Origin of the sequence: Pseudoalteromonas aliena SW19, assembly GCF_014905615.1 — a bacterium.
GTDB lineage: Bacteria > Pseudomonadota > Gammaproteobacteria > Enterobacterales > Alteromonadaceae > Pseudoalteromonas > Pseudoalteromonas aliena.
This window is the reverse complement of record NZ_AQGU01000029.1, coordinates 506,406-524,190: the sequence shown is the minus strand read 5'-3', so window position 1 is coordinate 524,190 and position 17,785 is coordinate 506,406. Positions and strand designations below refer to the sequence as shown.

General features: G+C 39.6%; 14 protein-coding genes. 5 read left to right on the top strand and 9 right to left on the bottom strand.

Annotation, left to right across the window (positions count from 1 at the left end; all coding sequences use genetic code 11):
* Positions 1 to 37: 37 nt before the first annotated feature.
* Together hmgA and maiA are read left to right on the top strand one after the other, a co-directional pair.
* Complete coding sequence (gene hmgA / locus PALI_RS18700) at positions 38 to 1,339, top strand: homogentisate 1,2-dioxygenase (protein WP_193156578.1); 1,302 nt, start codon at positions 38 to 40, stop codon at positions 1,337 to 1,339.
* Positions 1,340 to 1,341: 2 nt separating this feature from the next.
* Positions 1,342 to 1,971, top strand: a complete 630-nt coding sequence (maiA, locus tag PALI_RS18695) for a maleylacetoacetate isomerase (RefSeq protein ID WP_193156577.1) — start codon at positions 1,342 to 1,344, stop codon at positions 1,969 to 1,971.
* A gap of 12 nt (positions 1,972 to 1,983) precedes the next feature.
* Here the strand turns inward: maiA and PALI_RS18690 are convergent, their stop codons facing one another.
* A complete protein-coding gene (locus PALI_RS18690; protein ID WP_007375551.1) occupies positions 1,984 to 2,217 on the bottom strand; it encodes a TIGR02647 family protein in 234 nt (77 codons plus the stop codon).
* A gap of 114 nt (positions 2,218 to 2,331) precedes the next feature.
* On the opposite strand from PALI_RS18690, the gene PALI_RS18685 reads away from it, so the two are divergent.
* Positions 2,332 to 2,634 (top strand): DUF1496 domain-containing protein, encoded by a 303-nt coding sequence (locus tag PALI_RS18685; RefSeq protein ID WP_077535109.1) that lies wholly within the window; start codon positions 2,332 to 2,334, stop codon positions 2,632 to 2,634.
* 54 nt (positions 2,635 to 2,688) lie between these two features.
* Positions 2,689 to 2,997, top strand: a complete 309-nt coding sequence (locus tag PALI_RS18680; protein ID WP_193156576.1) for a VF530 family protein — start codon at positions 2,689 to 2,691, stop codon at positions 2,995 to 2,997.
* Positions 2,998 to 3,049: 52 nt separating this feature from the next.
* Here PALI_RS18680 and PALI_RS18675 read toward each other — a convergent pair whose 3' ends face one another.
* The 7 genes from PALI_RS18675 to PALI_RS18645 all read right to left on the bottom strand — a co-directional run bounded on the left by PALI_RS18675 (position 3,050) and on the right by PALI_RS18645 (position 15,467).
* Entirely contained in the window at positions 3,050 to 4,669 is a 1,620-nt protein-coding gene (locus PALI_RS18675; RefSeq protein WP_193156575.1) for a diacylglycerol kinase family protein, read from the bottom strand.
* Positions 4,670 to 5,514: 845 nt separating this feature from the next.
* Positions 5,515 to 6,138: a TetR/AcrR family transcriptional regulator gene (locus PALI_RS18670; RefSeq protein ID WP_193156574.1), complete on the bottom strand. Its 624-nt coding sequence runs from the start codon at positions 6,136 to 6,138 to the stop codon at positions 5,515 to 5,517.
* Between the two features lie 171 nt (positions 6,139 to 6,309).
* On the bottom strand, positions 6,310 to 7,725 hold the full coding sequence (locus PALI_RS18665; RefSeq protein WP_193156573.1) for an efflux transporter outer membrane subunit: 1,416 nt from the start codon (positions 7,723 to 7,725) through the stop codon (positions 6,310 to 6,312).
* Positions 7,722 to 10,856, bottom strand: a complete 3,135-nt coding sequence (locus PALI_RS18660; RefSeq protein WP_138585921.1) for an efflux RND transporter permease subunit — start codon at positions 10,854 to 10,856, stop codon at positions 7,722 to 7,724. The genes PALI_RS18665 and PALI_RS18660 overlap by 4 nt, the downstream gene beginning before the upstream one ends.
* A 12-nt stretch (positions 10,857 to 10,868) precedes the next feature.
* On the bottom strand, positions 10,869 to 12,038 hold the full coding sequence (locus PALI_RS18655) for an efflux RND transporter periplasmic adaptor subunit (protein WP_193156572.1): 1,170 nt from the start codon (positions 12,036 to 12,038) through the stop codon (positions 10,869 to 10,871).
* Between the two features lie 349 nt (positions 12,039 to 12,387).
* A complete protein-coding gene (locus PALI_RS18650) occupies positions 12,388 to 13,686 on the bottom strand; it encodes a hemolysin family protein (protein ID WP_138585919.1) in 1,299 nt (432 codons plus the stop codon).
* A 671-nt stretch (positions 13,687 to 14,357) separates the two neighbouring features.
* Positions 14,358 to 15,467: an arginase family protein gene (locus tag PALI_RS18645; RefSeq protein WP_193156571.1), complete on the bottom strand. Its 1,110-nt coding sequence runs from the start codon at positions 15,465 to 15,467 to the stop codon at positions 14,358 to 14,360.
* A gap of 456 nt (positions 15,468 to 15,923) precedes the next feature.
* Between PALI_RS18645 and udp the strand changes: the two genes are divergently transcribed.
* Positions 15,924 to 16,679 carry a uridine phosphorylase gene (udp, locus tag PALI_RS18640; protein ID WP_077535101.1) on the top strand — a complete coding sequence of 252 codons (756 nt, stop codon included), beginning with the start codon at positions 15,924 to 15,926 and terminating at the stop codon, positions 16,677 to 16,679.
* A 53-nt stretch (positions 16,680 to 16,732) separates the two neighbouring features.
* On the opposite strand, the gene cdd is transcribed toward udp, so the two are convergent.
* Positions 16,733 to 17,662 carry a cytidine deaminase gene (cdd, locus tag PALI_RS18635; protein ID WP_138586586.1) on the bottom strand — a complete coding sequence of 310 codons (930 nt, stop codon included), beginning with the start codon at positions 17,660 to 17,662 and terminating at the stop codon, positions 16,733 to 16,735.
* Between the last annotated feature and the right edge of the window lie 123 nt (positions 17,663 to 17,785).

Genomic DNA, 17,785 nt, shown 5'->3' with positions numbered 1-17,785 from the left:
AAAACATAAAACCAACCTTCTCTCACAGGAGTCAGTAATGGCCACACAGTTAAATTATATGACCGGCTTTGGTAATGAATTTGAGACACAAGCGCTGCCCGGTGCATTACCAATAGGTCAATTTAGTCCACAAAAAGTTAAATACGATTTATACACTGAGCAATTTAGTTCAACGGCCTTCACTGCTCCGCGTGCTGCAAATCGTCGAACTTGGTTTTACAGAATTCGTCCGTCGGTGGTGCAAGGTGATTATCGTGCAATAGATAACGGTTCACTAAGAACAGCACCCATAACAGAAGCTGTAACACCACCAACAATGCTTCGCTGGAACCCAATTGATATACCCTCTGCACCGACCGATTTTATAGACGGATTAGTAACAATGGCCGCGAACGGTAGCGCAAACGGACAATCGGGTATTGGCATTCATGTATATGTAGCCAATCAGTCAATGCAAGACCGCTACTTTTGTAATGCCGATGGCGAAATGTTATTTGTCCCGCAGCAAGGTGAGTTATTAATTCACACCGAATGCGGTAAATTAGGCATTAAACCAGGTGAAATTGCTGTGATCCCACGAGGCATCAAATTCTCTGTTGATTTAATTGACGATACTGCGCGCGGCTATATTTGCGAAAATTATGGCCATGCATTAGAGCTTGCAGAGCGTGGCCCTGTAGGTGCTAATGGTTATGCCAACGACCGAGATTTTCAATACCCAGTGGCAGCCTATGAAGATAAAGAAGGTGATTTTGAACTGGTTTCTAAGTTTAATGGTAATTTATTTAGCTGCGAAATTAAGCACTCTCCTTTTGATGTAGTCGCATGGACAGGGAATAGTTCGCCGTATAAATACGATTTATCGCGTTTTAACGTCATGAATACGGTTAGTTTTGATCACCCCGACCCGTCTATATTTACGGTATTGACGTCGCCATCAGCCACTGAAGGCATGGCGAATGTTGATTTTGTTATTTTCCCGCCTCGTTGGATGGTCGCCGAAAATACATTTAGGCCGCCTTACTATCATCGCAATATTATGAGCGAGTTTATGGGCTTAATCGAAGGTGTATATGATGCAAAAGAGCACGGTTTTGTACCAGGTGGTGCGAGTTTACACAATTGTATGTCGCCGCATGGTCCTGAAGCCGATGTATTTGAAAAAGCATCTAATGCGGAACTGGTTCCACAAAAATACGAAAATACCCTAGCCTTTATGTTTGAGTCGCGCTATATCATTTCGCCGACAAAATACGCATTAGAAGGACAAGAACGCCAGCCAAATTACACTGACTGCTGGCGTACTATTAAAAAGCAATTTACAGGCTCACAGGATTAATTATGAAATTATACAGCTACTTTCGTTCATCAGCCGCGTACAGAGTCCGTATAGCGCTTAATTTAAAAGCAATCGATCATGAACTTGCGATTGTTAACCTTTTAAAGTCAGAGCAACTTGGCGACGACTATTTAAAAATGAATCCACAAGGCTTACTCCCTGCACTTGAAACCGATGACGGCGTATTAGCCCAATCGCTTGCGATACTTGAATGGCTTGATGAAACGTACCCTCAGTCGCCGTTAATTCCAGGAACTGCGTGGCAAAAAGCGCAAATAAGAAATTTAAGTTTTGCGATTGCCTGCGATATACACCCTGTTAATAATTTACGTGTCCTTAAATATCTATCAAATGAGCTAGGGGTAGATGATGAGGCTAAAAATAAATGGTATCGACACTGGATTGAGATAGGCTTTGAAAAAATAGAACTTATGCTAAACGAAAATGATGACTATTGCATTGGTGATCAACCAACGCTCGCGGATATATGCCTAGTCCCGCAAGTGTTTAATGCCATTCGTTTTAATGTTGATATGGCTGCTTATCCAAAAATTGCAGCCATTTACGCGCGTTGTAATAAATTGGCTGCATTTAATGATGCTGCTCCGCAAAATCAGCCCGATGCAAATTGAGCTAATTTAAAACTAACTTTGTAGCGCACTATGAATAACCGTAACGTGCTCAATTAAGTCTAAGCCCAGATCAGTTAAATAACCGCCATCTGGGCTATCTATAATCCCTTTTTCAAATAACCGTTGCGCTGCACTAAGTAAACTTGGCTCTGCATCTGAATGTAATTTAATTCCCTGCATTTTACTGTCGCGTGGAAATTTAGCCAATAGCGTAAACTCTTCTATCATTGTTTGGTTAAATTGCATGTGTTCACCTTTTTATTGTTTTGTGTTTTACTAAATGTGTTGTACTAAACTTACCCTAGCATGTTTTTTAGCTTTGTGTACTATTTTTAAACTCATGACAATTTAAGGTGAAAAATGCGTAATTTATTTATTCTATGTTTTTGTTTTACTTGCTTAACATTCACAATGCTAAGCCAAGCAAATACCATCAAAACACTCTCAGTTGTCGACGCTGATCAGTTTATAAATGCCGATACCCAATGTTGGTACGACAATAAACGCTACAGCGAAGGTGCATTAATACAAATTCACTCGTTCACTTTAATTTGTGGCGCTAAAACCCCGCAACATAATAATAGCCGACTGATCTGGCTCAAACTAGATAAACAAGGGAATGCTATTTACCCAACTAAGCCGCAAACAATTACGGTGAATTAGCCTCTATGCACGAATTAAGCTACAATACGCACAGTTTAAATAAGTAGTATGGCTATGAATAATCAACCTAAAAACCCATTACATGGGGTAACATTAGAACAAATACTTGTTGAGTTAGAACAAAGACTTGGCTGGAGAACATTAGGTGAGCAAGTTAAAATCAAGTGTTTTACTGACGATCCTAGCATTAAATCTAGTTTGAAATTTTTGCGTAAAACACCATGGGCCCGAGACAAAGTAGAGGCCCTTTATATACATACGATAAATAATAGACCTATTCGCAGACCAAAAAGTGCGCCTAGTGAAACGTCAAATAAAGCCCCGGATACAACAGGGTTTGTTTGGCCTTCTATTAAAAAGTAAATGATATAAAGATGCATAATTATATTATGCATCTTTATCTCAACATCCCTTTTTACACCTCTTTACAAATAACATTAAGTGATGCTGGTACGATAATAATTACTAAGCGTTTAGCTGTTTTAGCCTCACCATCTAACACATACCTAATCTCATCCTCTGCAGTAATTTCAACTCTTTTAGCATTGGTATGATGCGAATTTATAGCTAAATGCGTCTGAGTAATACTGCTAAACATAAGCTCTGCAATACTCAAAACTGTTGTGAAATCATCTTTGTTGGGAGTTAACCAATTCACATCAAGCAAACCATCATTATGATTTGGTTGCCCCCCCCCTTGAGCGAGTAATGTAGTAAAAGGTGCCGCATTAGCGACAATAAAGCTATTAGTGCAAATTTCTTGAGGTTCATTGTCATCTAGTTTTACAGTAAGCGATTGTGACTTTTGCTCACCAAAAGCTTGAAAGAAACCATTTAGGTAAGCTAATTGCCCTGATTTATTTTTTGCTTCTCTGTCCGCTTTCTCAATCATGGATTGTTCAAAACCAATGCCCGCCAGTAACAATACCAATTCATCATTACAATAAGCCGTATCCATTAAACTTGTTTGGCCATCTATAATTAAATCGCAAGCTTGCTCTACAGGAATAAATTTAGAGCTGATCCCCATTAATACATGCGCAAGTGCATTTGCTGTACCTAAAGGAATAATACCTAATTTACATTGTGTATTAACAAGTACACTGGCGACTTCTGCAACGGTTCCGTCTCCGCCACAGGCAATAATAATATCAGGTTGCTCTTTTATGGCGTGCTTAGCTAAAGTTATGCCGTTGGTTTCTTTATTGGTGGTGAGTATTTTTAAATCATAATAACTTGATAAGCGAGCAACAATTAAATGCTCCTTTTCTTGCCATAATTTAGTGCCCGATACCGGGTTTGCTATCAAAATGGCTTTATTCTTTATAACAAGTTCTCCATTTTTATGGCGTTTTGCTAAATGGCGCAATTGGTGTTTATTTAAATTTGCAGTTTCACGCGTTTCTTTGATCTGTGCGAGTATTTGATGCACATCCGCATTTTTATTCTGGCTGAGCAAGTAAGCTGCCATAACAAACACTGATCGCCCTCGGCCTAAAGCACAATGCACCACGACTCGACGATTTTCTTTGATATGATGATGGATCCAATTAATAGCCTGATTAAGCTGCGAGTGCGTCGGTACGCTGTGATCAAGCACCGGGATATTCAAATACTTTATATTTTCCTGTGTTGAGCTCCATTCTAAGCCATCAAATTCACAGGTTACGTCTAAAATGGCTGTTATTCCATTACTCTTTAGTGTGTCTATATCCGATGGAAATAATCGACAGGCTAAAAATAAATTGTTATTAATTTGCTGAATAGGCGGTACTTTATCGTGCTTGCGAGCGTATGCATTATAAATTTGAACACCGAATAAAAAAGGGATAAAGGCCCAGCGAATATAAAAAGGAATGACACCACTTTCTCTTTTTCTAAATATTTTACCCGCATTAAATAGATAAGCAGCACTTACCAGCAGAAGTGATAAAGCAGTCCAATAAAATACCAGTGAAAAGTAAACGGAATTAACCTCCCAACCAATAAAAATAAACAGTAATGCTAGTACTAAATAACTTATTGCAGCCCACATAGTTTCTCCTTTGATATATTATTAGTTAACCTGAACGCTGGATAATAAATCTATCTCAAGCAGTTGTTTTCAGCGCTAACTGCGTTGAATTTACTTGCAATAGGCCAACTATTGACGCGTAAATTCGCCTTGTTTTCACTGAAAATATCTGGCTAGAGAAAATAAATTTAAATATCACCATGATTCAATACGTTAGTAAATCTCTTAACCAGAGCTCAGGTTAGTTAAATCCTACTGTTCTGTAGCAAATTACGCACCATCTAATTTATTTATAAATTATAGTATACCAATTCGCTTAATTAAGTGACCTATTTTGAGGCTATGAAATCGTGTCGATAAAAAGTAAAAAACTTATTACTTAGTTGTTTTTTATAAGGATTTTTATGTGGTTAGCGTGAGGTTTTATCTCTAAAATTGGGTGATTTTTATTGCGGATGGGTATTCGTTCAGTGAATTTAAACAAATAAACAATGATTTAATTTTATTTTAAAATTTGCCAAATTTACGTGCTTATCAGTCATAAATTCATATAACGCGATTTACTGAAATTCGTTCATGGGAGGAAGAAGCTAACAATGCGTTAGCTTTTTATGAAGACGAATCACGCTACATAGTTAATGCCTTGCCTAATACCAATTTTATTAAAAACATGATCATTCTAGCGTATTAAATAACTCACTAACTACGTTAAAAATTATTTATAGAGAACAACTATATATCATAGTTTTAGCCTTGTTATTGCGCTATTTTCTTATCGCTATAATAGTTCTCTAATTTAATGCAATTGGTATAACTACCAAATAGTCTGCTGCAAATTTAACTTCGAAAGATAAACAGGCCCTAAACTAATGTGATTCAAATGGCATTAGCAATGTTTTCATTGCTGGGCGAAGTGCGATTAAAACGGTTTCTTCTGTTAAGTCGGGATAAAGTACTTTTCTCAGTAATAACCCCGCCATAACAGAAAAAATAACATTAATGCGGCTTTCTAACTCCACTTCATCAATATCTTTAATTACACTACGTTCACTTGTCAGTAGCTGGCGCATTTTATTACGTGCCTGAGTGTCAGCATCACGTAATAAAGTAGCGACCTTGTTGTTTCGCCCCGCTTCTGCAAGCATTTCCAACTCAACCGCACAGGCACCTGTATCAGTATCCATATGCCTTTGCACACCTATATTTAAACCATTAAGTAGTACTGTTAGTGTGTCTTGCGGCTGTCCTTCAAAACCCTCAAATATTGAAAACATTTCTTCCATATCTTTTTCAATAATGCTTTCTATGATCGCTTCTTTGCTTTCAAAGTAATTATATATATGGCCTGCACTCATTCCCGCCATTCTTGATATTTCAGCCATGCCTGCAGCATGAAACCCCTTACGGCGAAAACAATCGGCCGCAGCAGTCAGTACTTGCTGACGGCGCGCCTCTGCGAGTGCTGGATCTGTGTGTCTTTTAGTTTTCATACGAAACTCCAATACCGAATCTACTGATCCGACAATAGATATTTTAACAAACAGTTAAGTGCGCAATATGAACATAGTTAACTGAAAAATATAAACACCTATTTAAATCTTATACGCAATTAAACAGCTGCACATGAGCTTAAGTGCAACTATTTATATTACAGCGCTTGACTAATTAAGGTGCTGGTTCCAACCACCACCTACAACTTTGTACAAGCTGATTTGACTTGCAAGTAATGCTTGCTGTCCCACAATGTGCTGTTGCTGCGCGCTGTACCAGGTTCTTTGTGCATCAAGTACTTGCAAGTAACTGTCCGCACCGTTGTCGTAGCGCGCTTGCGACAAATCAAACGTTGATTGGCGGCTTTGTAGTAACATATCAAGCGCTGTTAACTGCTCTTGATAACCTTCTGTATCAGCTAATGCATCTGCTACTTCACGAAAAGCCTGTTGAATTTTTTGCTGGTAGGTAACCAATGCAATTTCTTGATCCGCTTTTGCCACATCTAATCGAGCCTGATTTCGGCCCATATTAAAAATTGGTAAGCTCACCGATGGTACAAAATTCCATGTTCCTGAGCCTGAATCAAATAAACCACTCAATTCACTAGACGCACTGCCTGCATTAGCCGTTAAACTAATACTCGGATAAAAAGCAGCTTTAGCAATCCCTATATTCGCATTTGCAGCTAATAACAGATGCTCAGCAGCTTTAATATCAGGGCGCTGCGTTAATAAGTCGGACGGTAATCCAACGGGTACTGATGGTAAACTTAAAAGTGAATGTAATGATTCACTTGGCAGTAAGTTATTCGCTACAGGTTTGCCTACGAGTAAATCCAGTGCATTTTTATCGCGTTTCAATAAACGTTTGTATGTTGCAATATCTACTTTTGCAGTCGCGACTGTGCTTCTTAGTTGCTCAAGGGTAATTTTTGAAGCTGCACCCAAATCAAAGCTTTTTTGGGTCAGTGACAATGACTCCTGCTGAGAACTCAGCGTTTCTTGGGCAAGTGCTAACAACTGCTGATCCGTAGCATAATTTAGCCATGCATTAGCAAGTTCAGCCACCAGCGATACTTGTGTACTGTATTGACTAAGCTCAGTTGAGTATAAATTTTGCAATGCTTGCGTTGACTGATTACGTACTTTTCCCCAAATATCCAACTCGTACGATGTAATTCCTACCGTTGCGCTATATTGAGAGCTAATTGTCGGGTTATTTCCACTCGATAAGTCAGCTGGCAAACGCTGGCGAGTCCCTGCGCCATTAAAATCCAGTGAAGGGTACAGTGCAGAGTCTTCAATTTGATATAAACCACGCACGCGCTGCACATTAAGTACGGCTATTTGCATATCTTTATTATGCTTAATACTTTGCGCTATTAGTGTTTGTAATTTTTCATCGCTAAAAAACTGTTGCCACTTTAAAGAAGTCACTGTTGCTTGCCCAGTATCCGATGCATATGCATCGGGTACTGGTAACACTAACTTTGCTTGTTCGGGTGCGAGCTGACAACCATTTAAGATAACGACTGTAATTGCACTTAAACTCAATGTTTTAAGATTGACGTTTTTTAATCTCATTCTGCACTTTCCTTCGCAACGCCGTCTGCTTTGCGGGGAAATACACGGCGAACTAATACAAAAAACAACGGCACAAATACCACAACCAAAATTGATGAGGCAAGCGTGCCACCAATAATTGAAATACCCAATGCATTTTGTGCACCAGAGCCAGCGCTAGATGCAATGGCAAGCGGTATAACACCACAAATAAAGGCCATTGAGGTCATTAAAATTGGACGCAAACGAAGGCGTACAGCAGCAATTGCAGCGTCAACCAAACCAAGCCCTTCGTCCATCTGATGAATTGCAAACTCAACAATTAATATTGCATTTTTGGACGCCAACCCTATGGTGGTTAATAAACCAACTTGTAAGTAAATATCATTGGATAATCCACCCATTAACGCCGCCATAATTGCCCCAAATATACCCAGTGGCACGATAAGCATTACTGCAAATGGTACAGACCAGCTTTCGTATAGAGCTGCCAAGCATAAAAATACAAACAATAGGGAAATACCATATAACATCGGCGCTTGCCCGCCACTTGAGCGCTCTTGAAAAGAAATACCTGACCACTCAGATGCAAAGCCATTTGGTAGCTTTTTCACTAAACGCTCCATCTCATCCATTGCTTGACCGGTACTGTAACCTGGCGCCGCACTCCCTTGGATTTCCATAGCAGAAAAACCATTGTAACGCTCTAGTCGCGGTGAACCATAAGACCAATATGAACTCGCAAAAGCTGAAAATGGGACCATGTCACCGTTGTTATTACGTACATACCACTTATTCAGATCCTCAGGGACCATGCGTGCTTCAGCTTCACCTTGTAGGTATACTTTTTTAACGCGCCCACGGTCAATAAAGTCATTTACATAACTACTTCCCCACGCAGTAGAAAGCGTACTGTTTATATCACCTTGCGATAAACCAAGTGCTTGCGCTTTTGCCAAGTCTATATCTAACTGTAGCTCTGGCATGTCTTCTTGTCCGTTTGGACGAACACCTGCCAAAATAGGACTTTGGCTAGCCAACCCTAATAATTGGTTACGAGCGGCCAGTAAGCCTTCATGACCAAGGCCCACACGGTCTTGTAAAAACAAATTAAATCCGTTAGCGGTACCAAGCTCAACAATCGCAGGCGGTGGAAATGCAAATACAAAGGCTTCTTTTATTGTAGAGAAGTAACCCATTGATTTTCCTGCAACTGCGTTGACCGATAAGTCGTCACGTTGGCGTTCATCCCAATGCTTTAAATTAACAAAGCCAAGTGCTGAGTTTTGTCCAGATCCCGCAAAGCTAAAGCCAATAACGCTAAAAATACCATTCACAGCTTCAGCTTGATCGTTTAGGTAATGATTTTCTACTTTTTTTACAACTTCAAGTGTTTGCCCTGTTGTTGAACCTGCTGGCAGCATGACTTGGTTAAACAAAATACCTTGGTCTTCATCTGGTAAAAATGCCGTAGGCAAGCTTGAAAACACATACACCATACCGCCAACAATTACGCCATAAATAAGTAAGTAACGCTTAGAATGCGTAAGCATACGGCTCACAAAGTTTTGTGTACCGGCGTTTGTTTTATCAAATCCACGGTTAAATCCAGAGAAAAACTTACCAATAAAAGAACTATCGTTATGAACGTGACTCGGCTTTAAAAGCGTTGCACATAAAGCAGGCGTTAAAATAAGCGCGACTAAAACCGATAACCCCATAGCCGATACAAGCGTAATAGAAAACTGACGATAAATAACACCCGTCGAGCCACTAAAAAATGCCATTGGTATAAATACGGCTGAAAGCACCATAGCAATACCGACTAAAGCGCCTTTTATCTCATCCATTGATTTACGCGTGGCTTCAAGCGCGGAGAGTTTCTCCTCAGTCATTAAGCGCTCTACGTTTTCAACGACAACAATTGCATCATCTACCAATAAGCCTATCGCAAGTACCATCGCAAACATTGTTAGCGTATTTATTGAATACCCAAATGCGTATAAAATACCAAATGTACCAAGTAAAACCACAGGCACCGCAATGGTAGGAATGAGCGTTGCTCTAAAGTTTTGTAAGAACAAATACATCACGACGAAAACCAACACAACGGCTTCAATTAGCGTATGTATTACTTTTTCTATCGATAGCGATACAAACGGTGTTGTATCGTAGGGGATCACTGTTTGTAAACCTTCTGGAAAAAAGGGCTCTAACTCTTTAAGTGCATCTTTAACACCTTGAGCGGTATCAAGGGCATTTGCACCACTGGCTAGTTTTACACCTAGGCCTGATGCAGGTTTACCATTAAAACGTGCTATAACACCGTAGTTTTCTCCACCAAGCTCAACTCTTGCTACATCTTCAAGGCGAACAACTGAGCCATCGCTGTTAGTTTTAACTGATATTTGTTCAAACTGTTCGGCCGTTTGTAATCGACTTTGCGCCGTCACCGTTGCATTAAGCTGTTGCCCAGAAACCGCAGGCATACCCCCTAATTGACCGGCCGATACTTGAGCATTCTGCGCGCTAATTGCCGCGCTAATATCTGCTGGCGTAAGTTTAAAGTTTTGTAACTTGGCAGGGTCTAGCCAAATTCGCATAGCATATTGTGAACCAAATAATTGCGCTTCACCCACACCATTGACACGCGATACTATGTCTTGCACATTTGATGAAACATAATCACCAATGTCAATATTATTCATGCTGCCATCTTGCGACACAAATCCAACGACAAGCAGGAAGCTGTCTGCAGATTTTGCCACAACCACACCTTGCCTTTGTACTTCTTCAGGTAAAAGAGGGGTTGCTGTCGCCAATTTATTTTGTACTTGAACCTGCGCAATATCTGGATCAGTGCCCGCACTAAACGTCAGGGTTAGCGAAGCTGAACCGCTGGACTCTGATGTAGATGACATATATAGCAAGCCATCTAATCCTTTCATTTTTTGCTCTATTACTTGTGTAACAGAGTCTTCAAGAGTTTGCGCAGATGCACCTGGGTAATTTGCTGTTATGCTAATAGCCGGTGGTGCAATAGATGGATACTGCGCAATAGGTAAACTATTAATAGCTAAGATACCTGCGAGCATCACTACAATAGCAAGTACCCAAGCAAATATTGGTCTATCGATAAAAAATCGTGACATTGAAATTCTCCGTTATTGCGCTTTACCGGCGGTACCAGACGATTGAACTTCTGAAGGATTAACAGGAACACCTGGACGAATCTTTTGCAGCCCTTCAACAATTAACTGGTCGCCTTCGCTTAATCCCGCAGTTACTAACCAACTAGCGCCAACTGAGCGATCTATTTTTAATACTCTACTTTCAGCAATCCCCTCTTTGCTAGCAACCATTACTGTTGGTTCCCCCTTAGAATTACGACTAACACCACGTTGCGGCACTAAAATAGCATCCGCTTTAACACCTTCGATAATTGATGCACGTGCATACATGCCAGGCAGTAATAACTTTTCTGGATTGGGGAATTTAGCGCGTAACGTTACCGAGCCAGTGCTTGGATCAACAGTGACTTCTGAGAACTGTAAAGTGCCTTTATGAGAATACACTGAACCATCTTCCATCATTAGTTCAACGTCTGCTTGGCTCGTAGAATCAACACTTAAAGCGCCTGAAGCGATCGCTTTTTTAAGTTGCGTTAACTCGTTACTCGATTGTGTTAAATCAACATAAATCGGGTCTAATTGTGTCACAGTGGCTAAAGCCATTGTTTGGTTAGCGCTAACTAACGCACCAACCGTTACGCTTGATTTGCTAATTTGGCCACTAATAGGTGACGACACATGGCTGTAATCAAGGTTTATTTGCGCTGATTTCAATTGGGCCTTTGCCGTTAGTAATTCGGCATTTGCTTGTTTGTATGTGGCATCTGCTTCATCAAAATCTTGCTGACTTACCGCTTTTATTTTTAAAAGTTCACTATAGCGTGATGCTTTAGATTTACTGCTTGCAATACTTGCCTGTGCACGTGCAACGGCGGCTTCACTGGCCGCTAAATCAGCTTCAAATGTGGCAGGGTTAATTTGATAAAGCGCTTGGCCTTGCTCAACTTGCCTACCTTCGACAAATAAACGCGATTGCACAATACCACTTACTTGGGGACGAATTTCAGCAATTTGAAAAGCGCTAATACGTCCAGGCAGTTCTTTTTTTAAAGTAAGTGATTGGTTTTTAAGGGTCACTACGCCCACAGGGACAGCTTGAGGTGCTGAAGCTTGTGACTGCTCTACCGCCTGATCGCAACCAGTTAAAATAACAGAACCGGCAAGAACCGATAATACAAATAAAGCAATGCGGGAACGCTGCATGGTAAATACCTTTAATTTAGAGTGAACGATCATTCTAAATTAAATTCAACTATTAATATATGTTAATCAATCACTTTTTACACAAATTTACATTTATTATTTTTCCGGATGTGTAATAAGATTTGGAAGGAAATTATTTGTTATGGAACCGTGGGGTTGGTCAAATAACATGGGATGTAGTGGACTATTTTGAGGTAAGAAAATAGCGTCAATAACAAGGTAAAATTTTAACTAACCTGAACTCAGGCTATTTAATTTGTTCAAAGCTTATGCCAATTGATATTACCGACATAAAAAAAGCCAAGCGTGGCTTGGCTTATAAATAACGAGTATCGCAATTACATCAAGTTTATTGAGTTATTGCGGCTGAGGATATGACTCTTGATACAAGTAACTGCTCTACCCTTATCCCTTCAACGTCAACAACTTCAAATTTAAAACCGGCATAGGTTAAATGCTCAGCGCGTTTGGGAATGCGCTTCATGGTGTAAATTAAGAAACCAGCAACCGTTTCGTAGTGCATTTGTTCAGGAAATTCTTCTATATCTAATACTTTTGCTAAATCTGTGATTGGTGTTAAACCATCTACTAACCAAGAGTCTTTATCGCGCGCTATTATCAATTCGTCACCTTGGTGGGTGATCAAATCCCCCATAAAGCCTTTCATTAAATCCTTTACAGTAACAATGCCTACCGATAAAGCATATTCATTAACAACAACGGCAAACGGTTTAGCTGCACTTTTAAAGGCATTTAGCGCCTCAGACAAACTCAGTGTTTCGGGCAAGTAAAAAACATCTGTATCAATCAGCTCATCATTGATATTAGCCGCTTCACCTTTAAGGACTTGTCGTAAAATATCTTTTGATTCAACTGAGCCATGCAACTTATCTAAGTTCCCTGACACCACTAAAAAGTGATTATGAGGATGATCAATAATTTTAGTTGCAATATCATGGCTAGATTCTTTCAAATCAAAATAAACAATTTGGTCGCGAGGAGTCATTACGCTCGATAAAAACCGCGCTTCTAAGTCAAACACATTACCTATTAATTCATATTCTTGTTTTTGTAAACTGCCGTATGCCGCACCCGCATCCATCATAGCGACAATGTCTTCGGTTGTTACATTATCTTCTCGCTCAGCAGGGACTTTGAACAACCGCAATACAAAATTAGTGACCCCGTTAAAAAACATCACCAAAGGAGTCAATGCAAAGGTCACCCAACGCATTATTGTAACCACTCTCACAGCCACCGCTTCTGGCATAATCATCGCTAAACGCTTTGGCATTAAATCAGCAAACAGAATAAATAGTGAGGTAATAGTAAAAAACGAGAATAAAAAGCTAATTTTCTCTAAGTGCGGACCTTGGTAAAATAACACCAACACACTTTCAACGTACGGCGATAAAGCCTGCTCGCCCACAATGCCACCTAATATAGCAATCGCATTGAGCGCTATTTGGATCATCGCAAAAAAAGCACCTGGATTTTCTTGCAGTTTTAATACCGCAGCCGCCTTTACGTTACCTTCATCTGCCATTACTCGCAGTTTTATTTTTCGCGACGCTGCAATTGCTATTTCAGACATAGCAAACAACGCACTGATCAAGATCAACAAACTAATCCCGATTAAATCACCCATTTAACGCTCCAAAAAGTTAGCGCTTTTTAAACAAAAAGCAGCTGGATTATAATCGGTTTTTTAAACGCAGCAATTTATATTTAATAAATATATATAAGTCATTATATTTCAATGTGTTAAAGAGGTATTTTGAGTTGAAAGTGGGGTGTTTTACAGTGGAATATAAAATATTATGAAAATTGAGGACTGGTTTGCATCAAAGCGCTAAACGCAAGCCCTATAAATACAGGGCTTGCAATAGGACGCGATAACAACGCTATCCTGATAGTGCGAATTATACCAATCTTATTAAAACATGATCACTTTAACGTATTAAATAACTCACTAACTACGTTAAAAATTATTTATGTAGAACAACTATGTATCATAATTTTAGCCTTGTTATTGAGCTATTTAATCGCGGCGCGAGGTTTGCAACCTAGTGGGCTCGGTAACTGCTCCTGCGTTACTCTAATGGCTTACATCCCTGTAAGAATAAGTAAAAACCGAGCAACAAAGAGTAAATAGTCCCTAGGAAGAACCCTTTGGGCAGCGCCTGTTTGGCATTGATGCTGCGTTATCGCCTATTTATGGGGAATAACCACACTACATAGGCGCTGCCTTGCCTAAATATCAAACAGACTGCTGCAAATTTAACCTTAAAAGATCAACAGACCCTAATGCAATTGGTATTACTTATTCATTGCATCAATCAAAAATGCTGAAATTTTAGCACCTTCGCGCAGCGTTGTTTCAGAACTTGACTGACCAACTAAAGAGCTGTCGGTGAACGGCGCTATTTCCATCATGTCAGCACCTGTAATAGGGAACTCATCGGCAATGGCTGATAAAATATCAAGCGCATGTTGCGGTGTTAAACCGTTATCTTCTGGCGTACCCGTAGCAGATGCAAACTCAGCGTCCAGCGCATCAATATCAAAACTAACATACACTTCATCAACGTTATCAGCTTTTAATTGTGCAATAGCCTCAGCAGCAACTGCGGCTGCGCCACGTTCTATGATTTCATGTGCCCAATGTTGCTTAACACCAAACGTACTTTCCCAGTGCGCTTTTGGCTTACCGCTTGAACGAATACCAAATTGAATTAAATGATGCGGTGCCGGTAAAAACTCTAAAATATGTGTACACCACGAGCCAAAACATAAATCAATACCTAAGCGTTCAACGAGTAAATCTGTATGCGCGTCAAAGTGAATAATAGCAGTGCGTTTGCCCTGCTCACGCTTAGCTTTTAAGTACGCTTTAGTCAGTGGATAACTAATTGAGTGATCGCCACCAATACCAAATATGCCTTTGTCTGTAAATGTTGCGTAAAAGCTGTCGCATACGTCTTCAGTAATCGATAATGGGCTCACATAATAATCATTATCTTCATTACCGTATAACGCTTTTTGGCAGTTAGAAATTGTTGCATCATTTAGGTATTTGTCATGCAATAAATGTGGAATTACACGCACATCACCCAAATCAAACGAATGGCACTGTGGTTGTTGATCAATCAATGCTGAGCGCACAAATAACGGTCCCCAATTTGCGCCACGTAAAATACCGCCACCGCAATCAGAGCTAATACCTAACATAACCGCTTTATGCGGGGAATTTGGTAATTTATTTAACGACTCACGCCATAGGTTATCAACGTTTTCAGTTTGCCCGTAAAGTTTATTTCTCAGTGCTGCTTTTCGCTCTTTGGCTGTATTTACCGTGTATACACCATCACCTGGTGCGCACAAGCAGTGCTCAACTTTGTTTTTAAATGCTTGAAATTGTGTGCTCATAATAAACCCTTACGATTTTTTGTTCTGTCCGCAACTAACTAATTTTGATTAGTTATGCAAAATATTTAAAAATGCCTAAACTTTAAATAAATTCTATTTTGCTTAATAAGTCCGTGCCTGATCCGTATAAGTACATTTGCTTAAAAATAGTTAAAGCTAATACAATCAATTGAATTAATTAAACTTTAGTAATTTACAGCTAGGGCTTATTTAATTTTAGTTACGCGCTTGAGTGATACTTATTATGTCTGCTTAAACATGTCAACCACACCGTATGGCCGCGCATATAGATGCTTGATTGAATATTCATTGTTGATGAATAAATCAAATTAACACTTTAAAATATTCATACTTAATTTTGAACAGTTAGAATAAAACGGACAATCGTCCTGTACTTGATAAACGTTTCTAGCAATCATGTTTGATTGACAACAATTTTTATAAAAAGGCTTAGCTATGGAAAAGGTATTTCACTTAGGACTATGTATTGACGATCTTAAAGGTGCAAAACTTGCAATTGTACCGGGCGACCCTGATCGTGCTGCACGCATTTCACAATTCCTAGACAATCCAACCTGCCTTGCTCAAACACGTGAATTCCATGTTTATTTAGGCCAACTTAATGGTCACTCTGTGGTTATTTGTTCTACGGGTATTGGTGGTCCATCTACGTCTATTGCTGTAGAAGAATTAGCGCAACTTGGCGTACGTAAATTTTTACGTATTGGTACAACGGGTGCTATTCAACCACATATAAACGAAGGTGACATTTTAATTAGCCAAGCATCTGTGCGTTTAGACGGTGCTAGCCAGCATTTTGCACCACTTAGCTACCCTGCTGTGTCTGACTTTTATGCAACACAAGCAATGGTACAAGCATGTAATAATTTGAATATCGATTTTCATATTGGTATTACAGCTTCAAGCGATACGTTCTACCCAGGCCAAGAGCGTTACGATACGCATTCTGGTTACGTGCCAAAAGCATTCCAAGGTAGCTGTGAAGAATGGCAAAAGCTTGGTGTAATGAACTACGAAATGGAATCGGCGACATTATTTACTATGTGCGCGGCACTTGGTTTACAAGCAGCTTGTGTAGCAGGCGTACTTGTCAACCGTACTCGCCAAGAAATACCAAATGTTGACCATGGTGAAATAGAGCGAAAATCTGTCGCTGTCGTACTTGAAGCAGCTAAAGTATTACTTGATTAATACCGGCTGTTACAATAAAGCACAGCTTTTAGCTGTGCTTTATTGTATGCGGATCACTCTTTAAGTGGGGCGCTAATTATCTCAAGTGCGGGTAAATTGCTAAAACTAGCCAACACAGCCTTTGCTACACCAGCTTGGTTTTCTTGCCCTTTGGTTTCTAATAACGTAATACCCTTCACAACGCTTTCATTAAAGCTAAGACCCGCTAAAAAAAACTGACTTAATGCGCTTTGTAGTGGCGATAAGCTTGGGCTATACGCTGCATTTTCAGCATAGCTTCCATAAAAATCACCGTCATTAAACGTAACGATTTTTACTGCGCAAAAATTTTGGCTATAAGGCACGTAAGCATTAAGCGCAAAGCGGGCAAATGTTTCATCAAGGCCATCTAGATTAAATTTAGCTAACTGTGGTTTTGGATTGAATAAACTAAATTCATTACCTAAATCAGTTGGCCCAAATGAATGCGGTAGTAACTCGGCTAATGTAAATTGCTGGTTTGGGAGTAAAATATCAAATTCTTTAGCATCGGCTAGTTCATTCATAAACTGGCGACAATATCCACATGGTGCATCACTAATGGCTATTTTTAGAATTTTTTTAGCACCATTTAACCATGCATTATTAATAGCCGATTGCTCTGCGTGAACCACTAAACTCAATGCTTGATGATTAAATTCTACATTTGCACCAAAATAAAAGTGTATATCGCCATTTTCATCAAGCGCTTTAACGATTGCGCCAACGTGGAAAAGTGATACGGGAGCAACTGAAAACTCAGAAGCTAGAGGCACTAAACCTTGCAATAGTGAATCTTCCGACACCGCATATTGCGAGCATAACGCTTTAATATTATTAGAATTTAAAATGCCACGTTGGGACTTTAATTGGCTACGTAATGACGCTGTTTGCGCTACGTTTAATGAGATGTGTGAATTGGTAAGTGCTGTATCTTGCTGTACAGTAAAAGTTGCTGAAGCCATAACATTTTTTAATTATTCAATGGCTAAGTAGTTTAAAAGGTTAAGATACTAAATACCAGCCTATTTAACGCAAAAAAAGGGAGCACATCGCGTACTCCCGTTTAATTAGGGCGTGTTGACCTT

Bases quoted from the DNA above. Each gene is read 5' to 3' on its own strand.
- hmgA (WP_193156578.1), top strand. From the start codon at position 38: ATGGCCACACAGTTAAATTATATGACCGGCTTTGGTAATGAATTTGAG.
- maiA (WP_193156577.1), top strand. From the start codon at position 1,342: ATGAAATTATACAGCTACTTTCGTTCATCAGCCGCGTACAGAGTCCGT.
- PALI_RS18690 (WP_007375551.1), bottom strand. From the start codon at position 2,217: ATGCAATTTAACCAAACAATGATAGAAGAGTTTACGCTATTGGCTAAA.
- PALI_RS18685 (WP_077535109.1), top strand. From the start codon at position 2,332: ATGCGTAATTTATTTATTCTATGTTTTTGTTTTACTTGCTTAACATTC.
- PALI_RS18680 (WP_193156576.1), top strand. From the start codon at position 2,689: ATGAATAATCAACCTAAAAACCCATTACATGGGGTAACATTAGAACAA.
- PALI_RS18675 (WP_193156575.1), bottom strand. From the start codon at position 4,669: ATGTGGGCTGCAATAAGTTATTTAGTACTAGCATTACTGTTTATTTTT.
- PALI_RS18670 (WP_193156574.1), bottom strand. From the start codon at position 6,138: ATGAAAACTAAAAGACACACAGATCCAGCACTCGCAGAGGCGCGCCGT.
- PALI_RS18665 (WP_193156573.1), bottom strand. From the start codon at position 7,725: ATGAGATTAAAAAACGTCAATCTTAAAACATTGAGTTTAAGTGCAATT.
- PALI_RS18660 (WP_138585921.1), bottom strand. From the start codon at position 10,856: ATGTCACGATTTTTTATCGATAGACCAATATTTGCTTGGGTACTTGCT.
- PALI_RS18655 (WP_193156572.1), bottom strand. From the start codon at position 12,038: ATGCAGCGTTCCCGCATTGCTTTATTTGTATTATCGGTTCTTGCCGGT.
- PALI_RS18650 (WP_138585919.1), bottom strand. From the start codon at position 13,686: ATGGGTGATTTAATCGGGATTAGTTTGTTGATCTTGATCAGTGCGTTG.
- PALI_RS18645 (WP_193156571.1), bottom strand. From the start codon at position 15,467: ATGAGCACACAATTTCAAGCATTTAAAAACAAAGTTGAGCACTGCTTG.
- udp (WP_077535101.1), top strand. From the start codon at position 15,924: ATGGAAAAGGTATTTCACTTAGGACTATGTATTGACGATCTTAAAGGT.
- cdd (WP_138586586.1), bottom strand. From the start codon at position 17,662: ATGGCTTCAGCAACTTTTACTGTACAGCAAGATACAGCACTTACCAAT.